This is a genomic window from Kluyvera georgiana ATCC 51603, from assembly GCF_001654985.1.
GTDB classification, from domain to species: Bacteria; Pseudomonadota; Gammaproteobacteria; order Enterobacterales; family Enterobacteriaceae; genus Kluyvera; species Kluyvera georgiana.
The window spans coordinates 24,219-37,793 of sequence record NZ_LXEU01000046.1 but is presented as its reverse complement, the minus strand read 5'-3'; the positions used below and the strand labels follow the sequence as shown (position 1 = coordinate 37,793).

Sequence of the window (13,575 nt, the reverse complement as noted above, 5' to 3'; positions counted from 1 at the left end):
TCCTTATTGACGCGCGAGGAAGTTCAGCACCAGCTGGTTGAAGGCTTCGGCATGCTCCCACTGCGCCCAGTGCCCGCAGTCGCGGTAAACGTGCAGTTCGGAACCGTTGATACCGGAAAGCAGGCGCAGGCCCGCATCCATCGGCACGAAGCGATCGTTACGTCCCCATACCACCAGCGTCTGGGCCTTAATTTCCCCCAGACGCGGTCCGAAATCCGGGAACTGTTTCGGGTTGGCTTCAAGGCTCTTGATAAAGTTTTCCAGGTGATCGCGTCGCGACAGCATGTTGTTCAGGCGCGCTTCAAACAGCGCTTCCGTCAAGTCGCTGGTGTCATAGACGAAAATACTCATCATTTTTTTGAGGTTTTCGATAGTCGGCTCACGGTACAGCCCGTTCAGCAGCTTGATGCCTTCGGTCGGCATCGGGGTGAACAGACTCATCCCGCCGGTACCGCCGCCCATCAGCACCAGTTTGCCCACGCGCTCAGGCCAGGTCAGGGTGAACGCCACGGCGCTGTGGCCGCCCATCGAGTTACCCAGCAGGTGAACTTTCTGGATATCTAACTGATCGACCACGCTTTTCAGAATTCGCGCATTCAGGTCGGAGCGAGAACCGGTATTGACGATCGAATCGCTTTTCCCCCAGCCAGGGCAGTCCAGCAGAATGACGCGATAGCCCGCTTCAACTAACGGGTCGATGTTGCGGCTAAAGTTGGCCCAGCCCGTAGCCCCCGGGCCTGAACCGTGCAGCAGCACGACCGTTTCATCGCCCTGGCCGCAGTCGTTATAGTGAATGCGCAGCGTCTGTCCGGCTTCTTCAACGTTGAGAAAACGGCTGGTTGCGGCTTCGGTTTGAGGTTGATAGCTCATCATATTCTCCTGCTTAATCAATTCGTTGTGGTGGCGCTTAGCGAGCCAAATCCGGCGATCCATTCTGGGATCGGGCGATAATAACGGCCTTCCGTGCGGTAGCTGCCCATCGCGGAAAGCGTGGCGAACGCGGCGGCCCAGGTTTTCACTTCATGGGTCGATTTACCGGCGATCGCGGAAAGTTCTTCATTGCTGATGGCATCCAGTTCCGCCAGGCGGCCCTGTTCCAGCAGCGTCATAAACTGGTTGTCCCACACCGGGTTCAGCGGATGCAGCGTTTTCTGGTCTTCCACAAAGCGCTCGGCGGCTTCAATCACGCGGCGCTGGCGCAGCTCGCGCTCGTCCGGCGGCAGCTGTTTACCGCTGCCCAGCAGGCGGTCGCGCATATGGGCATCCACTTTCGCCAGTTCGGGAACCGGCGGCTGATGCGACAGGCCACCGGATCCTAAAATCAACACCCGCTTATTGAGCGTCGACAGAAAACGCCCCATCGCTTCGCCCAACATGCGCGTGCGCTGGAAGCCCGGCAGCGGCGTGGCGACACCGTTGATAAACACCGGCAGGACCGGCACCTTGTCCAGCCCGCCCAGCAGCAACTCCAGCGGCTGAGCAAACCCGTGATCGACCTGCATACAGTAGGAGACGGCGAGATCGATGCCGCTTTTCATCACCGAATGAGCGCAGGCTTCCGCCAGATCCGTCGGCACCGGCAGTACGCCCGCGGCGGTGGAGAAATCGCCAATCGAGGTCGCGCCGACGCCTAAACAGAACGGTGGCATCACGTCATAGAAAAAGCCGTTGTAGTGATCCGGGGCGAACAGCACCACCAGCTCGGGGTCAAACGCCGCAATACGTGCGCTGGCATCAGCAATCACGCCGTTTACTTCATCCAGCACATCCTGTGCCGGGTCGACATAGCCCACCAGCGGCGTGTGGGAGAGACAGTGGAGATAGACATTCATCTCAGGCCACCTTTTCTTCATTAAGAGCCGATTCCAGGCTCGTCAGCGCCATCACGTGAGCAAGCTGGTCCAGGGTTTTATTGAGGGTTTGCGGAATAGCCAGCGCGGCGACGAAACGGTCCGGACGCACCACCACCAGCGAAGCGTTCTGCGCGGCAAACCAGGTTTTGAGACGGTTCTGGGTATCGCCAAGGCGGATCACGCCGTCAAAATTGTCCTGCGGGGTATGAATCTGGACGTCCGGCACCACCTGAATAAAACAGGTTCCCAGCGCACGCCATTGCGCAATCTGACTTTCGCTCATGCCCCACAATGGGTTGCAGCCCCAGGCGATCACCGCGAACTTCGCGCCAATCACATCATCCAGCAGCACGACATCGCCGTTTTCGCGGGTCACCTTCGGTTGGATAAACATCTTGCCGACCGGAGACGCTTTCGCATCACCTTCCAGCAACAGCGCGCCTTCACGGTACTGTGGCATCGGTTTAAAGCGCATTTCGAGGAAGTAACGTTTCACCGGCGGGATGTAGTTCAGCAGCCAGGAGATACCGTCGCGTACGGTGCCATGCCAGCGTTTCGCCGGAGCCAGGACGTTACCGGCGGTAACGGAGAGATCGATCATCGCTTTGGCGTGGTCACGACGCTCTTGCTGATAGCTGTCGAGCAGCGAATCTCCCGCTTTGCCGTTCACCACCATCGCCAGCTTCCACGCCAGATTAAAGGCATCGCGCATGCCGCTGTTGTAACCCTGCCCCTGCCACACCGGCATGATGTGGGCAGCGTCACCGGCCAGCAGGACGCGGTCAACGCGGAAGCGTTCGGCAATACGCGCGTTGTGGGTGTAGACGCGCTGGCGGATCAGCTCTACGTTATCCGGGTCCGGCAGCACCTGACTGAGTAAGCGGCGCATGTTTGCCGGTTCGCTCAGCAGGGCTTCGGTTTCGCCCGGCATCACCATAAATTCAAAGCGACGTACGCCGTGAGGCAGCGCTGCCGAAACATAAGGGCGCACCGGGTCGCAGCACAGATAAACATGCGGCGTTGCCAGCGGGTCGTTAGCAATATCGATAACGATCCACTGGTTTGGTGCGGTTTTCCCTTCAAACGGCACGTTCAGCGTACGGCGGATAAAACTCGCGCCGCCGTCGCAGGCCACCAGCCAGTTCGCCCGTACCGTTTCCCGTTCGCCATCCGGCCCTTTCAGGTTAATCGTGACAGCGTCACCTTTTTGACTAAATGCTTCCAGCTCGCGCGAGAACAGGCAGCGGACGTTTGGAAAACGGCTCAGCCCCTGGAACATCACTTCATCTACCTGCGGCTGAATAAACGCATTACGGCGCGACCAGCCAAATTCGTCGGTCATCGGCTGGATATCGGCAAAGCAGCGCCCTTTTGGCGTCAAAAAACGCATCGCGTGCCACGGCGTAGTATGCGGCAGCACTTTCTCTACCAGTCCAACGGACTGCATGGTGCGCAGCGCTTCATCATCAATGCCAATGGCACGCGGATAGTCGATCAATTTATCCAGCTTCTCGACCACCAGCACTTCAACGCCCATCTGCCCCAGGTAGTTGGCCATCATCAGCCCCACCGGACCGGCACCGGCGATAGCGACCTGAACCTGATGTTGAACGGCGGGTTGGATATCCGGATTGGATGTTGTCATTTTCAATACCTCACGACTCGGACCAGGCGCGTTTGCTCTGTTACAACACAAGCGCGCTTGTTAATTTGATGTAAAAATATTTTTATAATGAGCGCAGTATATGTCCGGGGATTTGGGCTACAATCAAAACAGCCCAGGTTGTGTACCAGGTGCACAACGTTGTTTTAGATATAAAAATGTCAGGAAATATGAAGAATAACGATGCGACCGATTACAAAACCGTGCGGGGTTTAACGCGGGGTTTATTGTTGCTGAATTTGTTAAATAAATTCGACGGAGGCGCGTCAACCGCGACGTTGGCGGAGTTTAGTGGCCTGCACCGTACCACCGTCAGAAGGCTACTGGAGACCCTCCAGGAAGAGGGGTATGTGCGACGCAGTTTGTCAGATGATAGTTTCCGTTTGACCATGAAAGTGCGGCAGTTAAGTGAGGGATTTCGTGACGAACATTGGATTTCTGCACTTGCAACGCCGTTACTTGGAGAATTATTGCGCGAGGTCATTTGGCCGACAGATTTAACCACGCTGGACGTCGATGCCATGGTGGTACGTGAAACAACCCACCGTTTTAGCCGCCTTTCCTTCCACCGTTCGATGGTGGGTCGCCGTCTGCCGTTGCTGCTGACCGCTTCCGGCTTGACCTGGCTGGCCTTTTCGCCGGAGCACGAGCGTCAGCCTATTATTGAAATGCTGGCAACAAGGCCGGAAGAAGAATATCAGTTGGCCCGTGAGCCGGAAAAACTGCACGCAATTCTCGAGAAGACGCGCAAAAACGGCTACGGTTCCAACTTCCAGGGCTGGCAGCTGGAACAGAAAATCGCCTCTATCGCCGTACCGGTTCGTAGCCAGGAGCGCGTGATTGGCTGCCTGAACCTGGTGTATATCGCCAAAGCGATGACGATTGAACAGGCGGCAGAAAAACATCTGGCCGCCCTGCTGCGGGTTACCCGGCAGATTGAGGAACGGATGGAAGAGGAAGAGATCTTTTATGAACACCGTTAAACGCGGGATTTTCGCGGTTAGCGTATAAGTCTTATCGCCGTAGCGTGGTTTTTCTTATCACCCGTTGTTTCTACTATCCGGGTATTGCCAGTCCATACCCGGAGACATCATGAAAGCCTTTGCCATTACCCGCGCTGCGACCAACGGCAGCAACATTCCGTTTATCAACGAAATAACGCTTCCCATCCCACAAGCTCAAGGTCACGACCTGCTGGTGGAGATCAAGGCGATTTCCGTCAATCCCGTCGACACCAAGGTGCGCGCCGGTTTCTCTGCCGACACGCCGCGCGTGTTGGGCTGGGACGCCGTTGGCGTGGTGAAAGCCGTGGGTAATGAAGTCACCCTTTTCTCTCCAGGCGATGAAGTCTGGTACGCTGGCGCGTTAGGCCGCCCCGGCAGCAACAGCGAATTCCAGTTAGTTGATGAGCGTATTGTCGCGTTAAAACCACGCTCGCTGGATAACGCGTCTGCCGCCGCGCTACCGCTTACCGCCATCACCGCATGGGAACTGCTGTTCGACCGACTAGGCGTAACGCGCGACGGTAACGAAGGCGATACGCTGCTGATCGTCGGCGCGGCAGGCGGTGTGGGTTCCATTCTGACCCAGTTAGCCAGCAAGCTGACCAAAATGACCGTCATCGGCACGGCCTCGCGTCCGGCAAGCCAGCAGTGGGTTCGCGAAGCCGGTGCGCATCACGTGATCGATCACAGCAAACCGCTGAGCGAAGAGCTGGCACGTATTGGCGTAAAAGAAGTGACCCACGTTGCCAGCCTGAACAATACCGAGGCGCATTATTTATCGCTGATCGCCGCGCTGGCCCCGCAAGGTAAACTGGCGCTGATTGACGATCCGCAAAGCCTTGATGTGGTGCCGTTGAAGCTGAAAAGCATTTCGCTGCATTGGGAGTTTATGTTTACTCGTTCGATGTTTGAAACCCGCGACATGATTGCCCAGCATCAGTTGCTGTCTGAAGTGGCGACGTTAATCGATAACCAGGTGATTAAAACCACGCTCGGCGAGCATTACGGCGCGATCACCGCCGAAAATCTGCAAAAAGCGCACGTACAGCTGGAAACCGGTCGTGCCGTTGGGAAAATTGTGCTGGAGGGATTTTAAGATGATTTCCATTATTGCCGTGCTGAAAGCGCGCCCGGATAAAACGGAATTCTTGCGCGACGCGCTGAAAGCACTGCTACAGCCCACGCGTCAGGAGCCCGGCAATCTGGACTATGCGCTCTTTCAACTGCGCGATGAGCCAGAGACGTTTTACATGCGGGAATCCTGGCGAGATGAGGCGGCGCTCGAGGAACATATTGCCTTACCGCACTTTCAGGCTTTTATTGGGCAGATGGAAAGCCTGTTGGCGGAACCGCTACGACTGGATTACCTAACGCCGATTGAGGCTGACTAGCGATGAATATGCACTCTCTTCTGAAGAAGAGAGTGCATCGCCTTACACTACTGCGGTCGTCAACCGCGAGGTGCAACAGAGCTGCCCTTGTTCGTCGAGGATCTCAATTTGCCAGACCTGATGGCGACGCCCGGCATGCAGCGCTTTACACACTCCCCGTACCCGCCCGCTGCGCACAGAACGAATGTGGTTAGCGTTAACCTCCAGCCCGACCACCCGCTGCTCACCTTCAGTACACAGGTACCCGGCCACGGAGCCCAACGTTTCGGCCAGCACGACAGATGCGCCGCCGTGCAGCAGGCCAAACGGCTGATGCGTGCGGCTATCCACCGGCATCGTCGCTTCCAGCGCATCGTCCCCGAGGCGCGTAAACTGAATATCCAGCAGCCCCACCATATTACCTTCGCCCATGGCGTTAAGCGCCTCGAGCGTGGTTTGCCGTCTCCAGATCATCCGATAATCTCCAGTAAAGCCTGTAATGGGTGGCGCACGCCGTTACCCTCAACGCGCTTCACCTGACTGCGGCACGAGTAGCCTGTTGCCAGGCAGCGATTGCGCGGAAGGCGCTGCATCGCCTGCTGCCACGACAATTCGTAGATCCCCAACGAATTAGCGTGGTTCTTCACCTCATGGCCGTAGGTCCCCGCCATGCCGCAGCAGCCCACGCTAACGTTTTCCAGCGTCGCGCCAAAGCGGGCAAAGATTGTCGCCCATTGCTTCGGCGCCGTCGGCAGCGCGGTCACTTCGGTACAGTGCCCAAACAGATACCAGGGTTCGCCCGATGGCGACACACTTTCGCGTTGCGCCACCGCCTGCGGCAGCCATTCGTGCACCAGCATAACGTTGAAATCGCCGCGCTGGTCGCCCAGCACCTGCTTGTACTCATCGCGATAACACAGCACCAACGCCGGGTCGACGCCCACCATTGGCATCCCGAGCGCCGCAACGCGGTTCAGATAATCCGCCGTTTTCTGCGCGGTTTTGGTAAAACGAGTGACGAAGCCCTTAATATGCTGCGCCTTACCGTTCGGAGAGAACGGTAGCAGCACCGGCTGATAGCCGAGCTTGTCGATCAGACGAACAAAATCGGCCACGACCTGCGCGTCGTAGTAGCTGGTAAAGGGATCCTGCACCACCAGCACGGTTTGCGCTTTTTGTTCCGGCGTCAACGTTTCCAGCTGTTCGAGCGTCATATTGGCCGAACGATGGGTAACCATCTGTTTTTGCAGCGATGGCGCGGAAAGCAGCGGTAAATCGACCATGCCGATGTGTTTTTCCGACAGCTTGCGCACCAGCGGTTGGCTCATAAAGAAGTTGAAGGTCTTCGGCGCGCGGGCCATCAGCGGGGCATAGCTTTCGACCGTTGCCACCAGATGATCGCGCACCGGGCGCAGATAACGGGTGTGATAGAGCTGAAGAAAACGCGAACGGAACTCCGGCACGTCGATTTTAATCGGGCACTGGGTCGAGCAGGCTTTACAGGCCAGACAGCCTGACATCGCCTCTTTCACCTCATGAGAGAAGTCGTATTCGCCCTTACGCGCATGCCAGCTGTTGCGCGTGCGCTCAACCAACGAGCGCAGGCTGGCGCGTTTCTCCGGCAGCTCTCTTTCCAGTAATAACGGATCAACGCCGCGATCCGCCAGCAGACGCAGCCATTCGCGCACCAGCGTGGCGCGGCCTTTCGGCGAGTGCATACGGTTATTGGTGATTTTCATCGACGGGCACATCGGGCTTTTGGCATCGAAGTTGAAGCACAGGCCGTTGCCGTTACACTCCATCGCGCCGCGCCAGGATGAACGCACGGTCACCGGGATTTGTCGGTCATAGGTGCCGCGTTTTACCGCGTCCACCTTCATCATCGGAGCATCCACGCCTTCCGGCGGACAAATTTTGCCGGGGTTAAGGCGGTTATCGGGGTCAAAGGCCGCCTTCACTTTGCGCAGCTCGCCATACAGCTGCTCGCCGAAGAAGGCCGGGCTGTATTCCGCGCGGAAACCTTTACCGTGTTCCCCCCACAGCAGGCCGCCGTACTTAGCCGTCAGCGCCACCACTTCATCGGAAATCTGCTTCATCAGCACTTCTTGCTGCGGGTCGCACATATCCAGCGCCGGACGCACGTGCAGCACGCCCGCATCGACGTGGCCAAACATGCCGTAGCTCAGCCCGTGGCTATCGAGTAGCGCGCGAAATTCAACAATATAATCGGCGAGATGCTCCGGCGGTACGCAGGTGTCTTCGGCAAACGGGATAGGCTTAGCCGCCCCTTTGGCGTTACCCAGCAGACCAACCGCTTTTTTACGCATGGCATAAATACGCTCGATGCCGTCCAGCTCATTACAGCGCTGCCAGCCAATCAGCCCGCCTTCATTCTGCGCAATCAGTTCATCCAGCCGCGCGCACAGCGCGCTGACCTGACCTTCAATCAACGCTTCATCATCGCCAGAGAACTCAACGATATTGAGCCCCAGCATCTCTTTATCGGGTACGTCGGTAATCAGCTCGCTCACCGAATGCCAGACGATATCTTCCCGCGCCAGGTTCAATACCTTCGAATCGACGGTTTCAACTGACAAGGCGCGCGCTTCCACCATAAAGGGCGCATTGCGCAGCGCGGAGTCAAAGGAGTCATACTTAATATTGACCAGCCGACGAACCTTCGGCAGCGGCGTAATATCCAGCCGCGCTTCGGTAATGAACGCTAGCGTACCTTCGGAACCGGTGAGAATGCGGGTCAAATCAAACTCGGTCATCTCATCGTTAAAGACGTGGCGCAGGTCATAACCGGTGAGGAAGCGGTTCAGTTTGGGGAATTTGTCGAGGATCAGTTGGCGGTTGTCGCGACAGCGTTCAAAAACGGTGCGGTAAATACGCCCCACCGCCGACTGCTCTTTGGCTAACGTCTCGGCCAGCGCCACCGGCATCGGCTGCGTATCAAGAATATCGCCACCCAGCAGAACGGCACGCACGCCCAGCACGTGATCGGAGGTTTTGCCGTACACCAAAGACCCCTGCCCGGAGGCGTCGGTATTGATCATTCCCCCCAGCGTCGCACGGTTGCTGGTCGACAGCTCCGGGGAGAAGAAATAGCCGTAGGGCTTAAGATACTGGTTAAGCTGATCTTTAATCACGCCCGCTTCCACGCGCACCCAACCCTCTTCAGGGTTGATTTCAATGATGCGATTCATATAACGGGACATGTCGATAATGATGCCCTGATTCAGCGCCTGGCCGTTGGTGCCAGTGCCGCCACCGCGCGGGGTGAATATCAGGGATTGAAAGCGTTCTTCTGCCGCCAGACGAGCCAGCAGCGCGACATCCGCCGTGGAGCGCGGGAATACTACCGCATCGGGAAGAAGCTGGTAGATACTGTTATCGGTCGCCATCGTCAGCCTGTCGGCATAGCCGGTGGCGGTATCGCCGGTAAAGCCTTGTTGCTCCAGTGCCTGCAAATAATTCAGCACCAGCTGAACTACGCCAGGTGCCTGGGAAATCTGTGGGATCATTACGTTTGACCCTTTCTGAATGTTGTGTTGTACGCACAGCATCCCGCCGGTTTGCGCGTAGGCGGCAAACGGCAAAGAGGCCGTGTATAAATAATTAATCGTTTGCGTCGTGCAGTTATCGTTTTATCACATTTTTTTCTTATGCGCCCGGAAGTTTTTGTCGCAGAATCAGCGCCGGGAATTTATTGATATTATTATCAATGAACGATTTACGCTGCGTCAGCGATCTGACGAGCAACAGAAGGTAAAACTCATTTATGAACACGATCCCTCGGCCTCGTGATATTCCACAAATCCTCCTATCGGTGCTGTTTTTAGCGCTGATGATCATCGCCTGTTTATGGATTGTTCAGCCGTTTATTCTGGGCTTCGCCTGGGCGGCGACTATCGTGATTGCCACCTGGCCGGTGCTGCTCTGGTTTCAGCGCCTGCTTTTCGGTCGCCGTTCGCTGGCTGTACTGGTGATGACGCTTTTACTCTTTTTACTGTTTGTTATTCCCATCTCTCTGCTGGTCAACAGCCTGGTTGACGGCAGCACACCGCTGGTGCATGCCATCACCAGCGGCAATCTGACCCTGCCGGACCTGGCCTGGTTAAACAGTATTCCGTTTATTGGCGCGAAGCTCTACAGCGGCTGGCATAGTCTGCTGGATATGGGGGGCAGCGCATTAATGGCGAAAGTTCGCCCTTACATCGGCACCACGACCACCTGGTTTGTCGGCCAGGCGGCGCACGTCGGCCGTTTCCTGATGCACAGTGCGCTGATGTTGCTGTTCAGCGCCCTGCTGTACTGGCAGGGAGAAAAAGTCGCCTTCGGAATGCGTTATTTTGCCACGCGTCTTGCCGCCAAGCGCGGCGACGCTGCGGTACTGCTGGCGGGACAGGCGATTCGCGCCGTGGCGCTCGGCGTGGTGGTCACCGCATTGGTTCAGGCGGTGCTGGGCGGCATTGGCCTTGGCATCTCCGGCGTACCCTATGCCACGCTGCTCACGGTGGTGATGATCTTCTCCTGCCTGGTACAACTTGGGCCACTGATTGTTTTAGTGCCGAGCATTATTTGGTTGTACTGGACCGGAGACACCACCTGGGGCACGGTACTGCTGGTGTGGAGCTGCGTAGTGGGCACCATGGATAACGTTATTCGCCCGATGCTGATTCGTATGGGCGCTGACCTGCCGATGATTCTGATTCTCTCCGGCGTTATCGGCGGTCTGGTCGCCTTCGGCATGATTGGCCTGTTTATCGGCCCGGTGCTGCTGGCCGTTTCCTGGCGTCTGTTCGATGCCTGGCTGCACGAAGTGCCACCGCCGTCGACTGACCCGGACGACGTGCTGGAAGAGCTCAATGAGCTGGAAAAAGATAACTATCCGAAACAATAAGATAGATAAAAGGCGGGGTAAACCCGCCTTTTACTTAAGTGACGCTGATTTATTTCCTCTTTTTTGCCCCTGTTACGCCCTCTGTCTGCGACATATCACGGAAATTATTCACATTTATTTAACTATTGAGACGAATCCGATCGACGCAAAAATTGAGCATGCCTACTATAAGGACCAAGGCAATAGATCAACCCCTTGATTTATATATCCCCTGAGTGAAACAACGAATTGCTGTGTGTAGTCTTTGCCCATCTCCCACGATGGGCCTTTTTTTGCCTGTAGCACAGCAGTCACCCGGATGCGTGACATCCGGGTTCGAGATTAATGCCCCACTTCGCAGCGGCTCATCATTTTCCAGTTGGAAGGCAGAACTCGGGTTTCTCCCGTCACCCTCACCGTCGCACGGCCATGGATATCCGCCGAAGAACTCCCGACCTGCAGTTCAAATTCACCGGGTTCGACAATACGCTCACCCACATAGTTGGTGAAATTAAGCATATCGACCGGCAGCGTGAAGATGAGCGTCGCCTGTTCGCCTGGCGCAAGCGTAACGCGCTGGAAAGCTTTCAGTTCCTGGAGTGGGCGCACCATTGAGGCGACCTTATCGCGCACATAGACCTGCACGACTTCACTGCCGCTGCGCTCACCGTGGTTTTTAACCGTCACACGTAGCGTGATGTTACCGTCGATAGCCACTTCAGGCTGCGCTAACTGCGGCTCACCGTAGTTGAAATCCCCCCAGCCTTTACCGTAGCCAAATGGATACAGCGCGCCAAAATGGAACGCAAACGGTGTACCACCGCTCTTCAGCTTGTGGTTATAGTAGAACGGCATGGCGCCCGCGCTTTTGGGGACGCTAACGACCAGACGCCCCTGCGGTTCAGCGCGGCCGGTGAGCACATCGGCAATCGCCCAACCGCCTTCCTGTCCCGGCGCCCAGGCCAGCATTAGCGCCGCCACTTTCTCCTCCAGCCCCTGCAGGTTATAAGGACGCCCACCGGTCACCACCACGATTACCGGCTTGCCGGTATCCACCAGCGCCTGAAGCAGCTGTTGCTGTACGCCAGGCAGATTCAGGCTGTCGGTATCCGAACCTTCCCCAACCGTCCCACTCTGGAACAGGCCCGCCAGATCGCCAACGCAGGCGACGACGACATCGCTTTCCTGCGCGGCACGCACCGCATCGGGAATCAGGCTGAGATCCTGCGAGACTGGAGAGGACTGCATCGGTTTACCCGAGCTGTCGCCGGGGAAAACCGGCGCCCCGGCCATTCGCTGCTCGATAATATGGCAGCCTTTGGCATAACGCACATGGCTGTCGCCGAGATACTCACGCAGCGCAGCCAGTGGCGTGGTGACCTGCGAGGTGTTGTCGACCATGTCGCTGATGATCAAATGCACCGGGAAACTGTAGCCGCTCAGCAGCGCCAGCGGGTCGTCCGCGGTCGGGCCAACCACCGCAACACGGAGATTGCCGACAATTGGCAGCGCATTACGATTCTCCAGCAGCGTGATAGAGCGGGTGGCCACTTCTCTGGCCACCTGTCGCGTGTACTCAGATTGCAGCGAGATGGCATTTTCGTCGGTATACGGATGTTCAAACAGGCCCAGACGGAATTTTTCCGTCAGCGTACGCGCGACAATTTCGTCAATCTTTTCCGCCGTGATCAAACCACGCTCGACCGCTTGCGCCAGATGGCGTGCGCAGTCATCTTTCGGCAACTCGACGTCCAGCCCGGCATTAAACGCCAGCGCCGCCGATTCCGCCGCATCCTGCGCAACGCCATGATGCTGGTGCAGCAGGCTGACGCCGCCGTAATCGGCAACCACAATGCCGTCAAAGCCCCAGCGTTCACGCAGTATTGTGGTCAACAGGAAACTATCGCTATGACCCGGCTGATTGTCGATGTCGTGATACGCCGGCATCACCGAGCCAGCATTGGCTAGCTTCACCGCCATTTCAAACGGCAGCAGGAACGTGTCGTTCAGTTCACGAAAGCCGAGATGTACTGGCGCATGGTTGCGTGCGCCTTCGCTGAAAGAGTGACCCACGTAGTGCTTCAGCGTCGCCAGCACGTCGCGTTTCTCGCCCTGTAAACCTTCAACATAGGCGCAGGCCATAACGCCCACCAGCCACGGATCCTCGCCAAATGTCTCTTCCGTACGTCCCCAACGCACATCGCGCGAAACGTCCAGTACCGGCGCCAACCCTTGCTTACAGCCCGTGGAACGCGCCTCTTCCCCTATTTGTCGCGCGGCGCGTTTCACCAGTTCGGGGTCCCAGGTGGAGCCGTAGTTCAGGGAAGAAGGAAACAGCGTTGCATCCTTGCACAGAAGCCCCACCAGGCACTCTTCATGAAACAGTGCAGGAATCCCCAGACGCGTTTCTTCCATCATCATTTTTTGCAGACGGTTAGCCGCGCGCACGCCGGTTTTGGCGTCCACAATATGGGTACCCAACGGTCGGGTGATCTGCCCGACGCCCATCTTTAAACGTTCACTTAGGGAAGTTTGCTCACTGACGCCCGCAAACTCATCGCTCATGTCGGTACGCTCACGATGGTTGCCGTCTTCCGACAGCACCAGCCACCAGGCATGCATCTGGGCGTATTTCTCTTCAGGGGTCATTCGCGCCAGTAAATCGGCGACGCGTTCCTTAATGGGACGTTGAGGATCTTTGTAAATCGGGGTCATAGCCATTCTCCTGATTCGCTAATAAATAGCCGAAAATATTCCGCTAAGCTTGTGGTCCAGCTAGCAGTATTCAGAAGTGACGGGC

The 13,575-nt window shown here is 57.0% G+C and carries 10 protein-coding genes and 1 other RNA gene; 5 read left to right on the top strand and 6 right to left on the bottom strand.

The genetic code is table 11. The features are described 5' to 3' along the window. Positions 1–3: 3 nt before the first annotated feature. Genes mhpC through M989_RS10950 form a run of 3 tightly spaced genes read right to left on the bottom strand, consistent with a single transcriptional unit; the run spans position 4 to position 3,498 of the window. Positions 4–870 carry a 2-hydroxy-6-oxonona-2,4-dienedioate hydrolase gene (gene mhpC / locus M989_RS10960; protein WP_064545153.1) on the bottom strand — a complete coding sequence of 289 codons (867 nt, stop codon included), beginning with the start codon at positions 868–870 and terminating at the stop codon, positions 4–6. Between the two features lie 17 nt (positions 871–887). Next, positions 888–1,832 (bottom strand): 2,3-dihydroxyphenylpropionate/2,3-dihydroxicinnamic acid 1,2-dioxygenase, encoded by a 945-nt coding sequence (gene mhpB, locus M989_RS10955; protein WP_064545151.1) that lies wholly within the window; start codon positions 1,830–1,832, stop codon positions 888–890. Between the two features lies 1 nt (position 1,833). Next, the gene (locus M989_RS10950; protein WP_064545149.1) at positions 1,834–3,498 is read right to left on the bottom strand and encodes a bifunctional 3-(3-hydroxy-phenyl)propionate/3-hydroxycinnamic acid hydroxylase; all 1,665 of its coding nucleotides are present in this window, start codon (positions 3,496–3,498) and stop codon (positions 1,834–1,836) included. Positions 3,499–3,686: 188 nt separating this feature from the next. Here M989_RS10950 and M989_RS10945 point away from each other — a divergent pair, with 188 nt between their 5' ends. From M989_RS10945 to M989_RS10935, 3 genes are all read left to right on the top strand, one after another. Next, on the top strand, positions 3,687–4,499 hold the full coding sequence (locus M989_RS10945; RefSeq protein ID WP_064545147.1) for a DNA-binding transcriptional regulator: 813 nt from the start codon (positions 3,687–3,689) through the stop codon (positions 4,497–4,499). Positions 4,500–4,608: 109 nt separating this feature from the next. Continuing rightward, positions 4,609–5,616, top strand: coding sequence for a zinc-binding alcohol dehydrogenase family protein (locus M989_RS10940; protein WP_064545145.1), 1,008 nt, complete (start codon positions 4,609–4,611; stop codon positions 5,614–5,616). 1 nt (position 5,617) lies between these two features. Next, on the top strand, positions 5,618–5,911 hold the full coding sequence (locus M989_RS10935; RefSeq protein ID WP_064545143.1) for a putative quinol monooxygenase: 294 nt from the start codon (positions 5,618–5,620) through the stop codon (positions 5,909–5,911). Positions 5,912–5,953: 42 nt separating this feature from the next. On the opposite strand, the gene menI is transcribed toward M989_RS10935, so the two are convergent. Together menI and ydiJ are read right to left on the bottom strand one after the other, a co-directional pair. Next, positions 5,954–6,364 (bottom strand): 1,4-dihydroxy-2-naphthoyl-CoA hydrolase, encoded by a 411-nt coding sequence (gene menI, locus M989_RS10930; protein ID WP_064545141.1) that lies wholly within the window; start codon positions 6,362–6,364, stop codon positions 5,954–5,956. After that, positions 6,361–9,417, bottom strand: coding sequence for a D-2-hydroxyglutarate dehydrogenase YdiJ (gene ydiJ, locus M989_RS10925; protein WP_064545309.1), 3,057 nt, complete (start codon positions 9,415–9,417; stop codon positions 6,361–6,363). The genes menI and ydiJ overlap by 4 nt, the downstream gene beginning before the upstream one ends. A 257-nt stretch (positions 9,418–9,674) precedes the next feature. Here ydiJ and ydiK point away from each other — a divergent pair, with 257 nt between their 5' ends. Continuing rightward, positions 9,675–10,796 (top strand): AI-2E family transporter YdiK, encoded by a 1,122-nt coding sequence (gene ydiK / locus M989_RS10920; protein WP_064545139.1) that lies wholly within the window; start codon positions 9,675–9,677, stop codon positions 10,794–10,796. 176 nt (positions 10,797–10,972) lie between these two features. Beyond that, positions 10,973–11,072: antisense sRNA RprA (rprA, locus tag M989_RS10915), an RNA gene on the top strand. 45 nt (positions 11,073–11,117) lie between these two features. Here rprA and M989_RS10910 read toward each other — a convergent pair. Continuing rightward, positions 11,118–13,490: a glycoside hydrolase family 3 N-terminal domain-containing protein gene (locus M989_RS10910; protein ID WP_064545137.1), complete on the bottom strand. Its 2,373-nt coding sequence runs from the start codon at positions 13,488–13,490 to the stop codon at positions 11,118–11,120. Positions 13,491–13,575 lie beyond the last annotated feature (85 nt).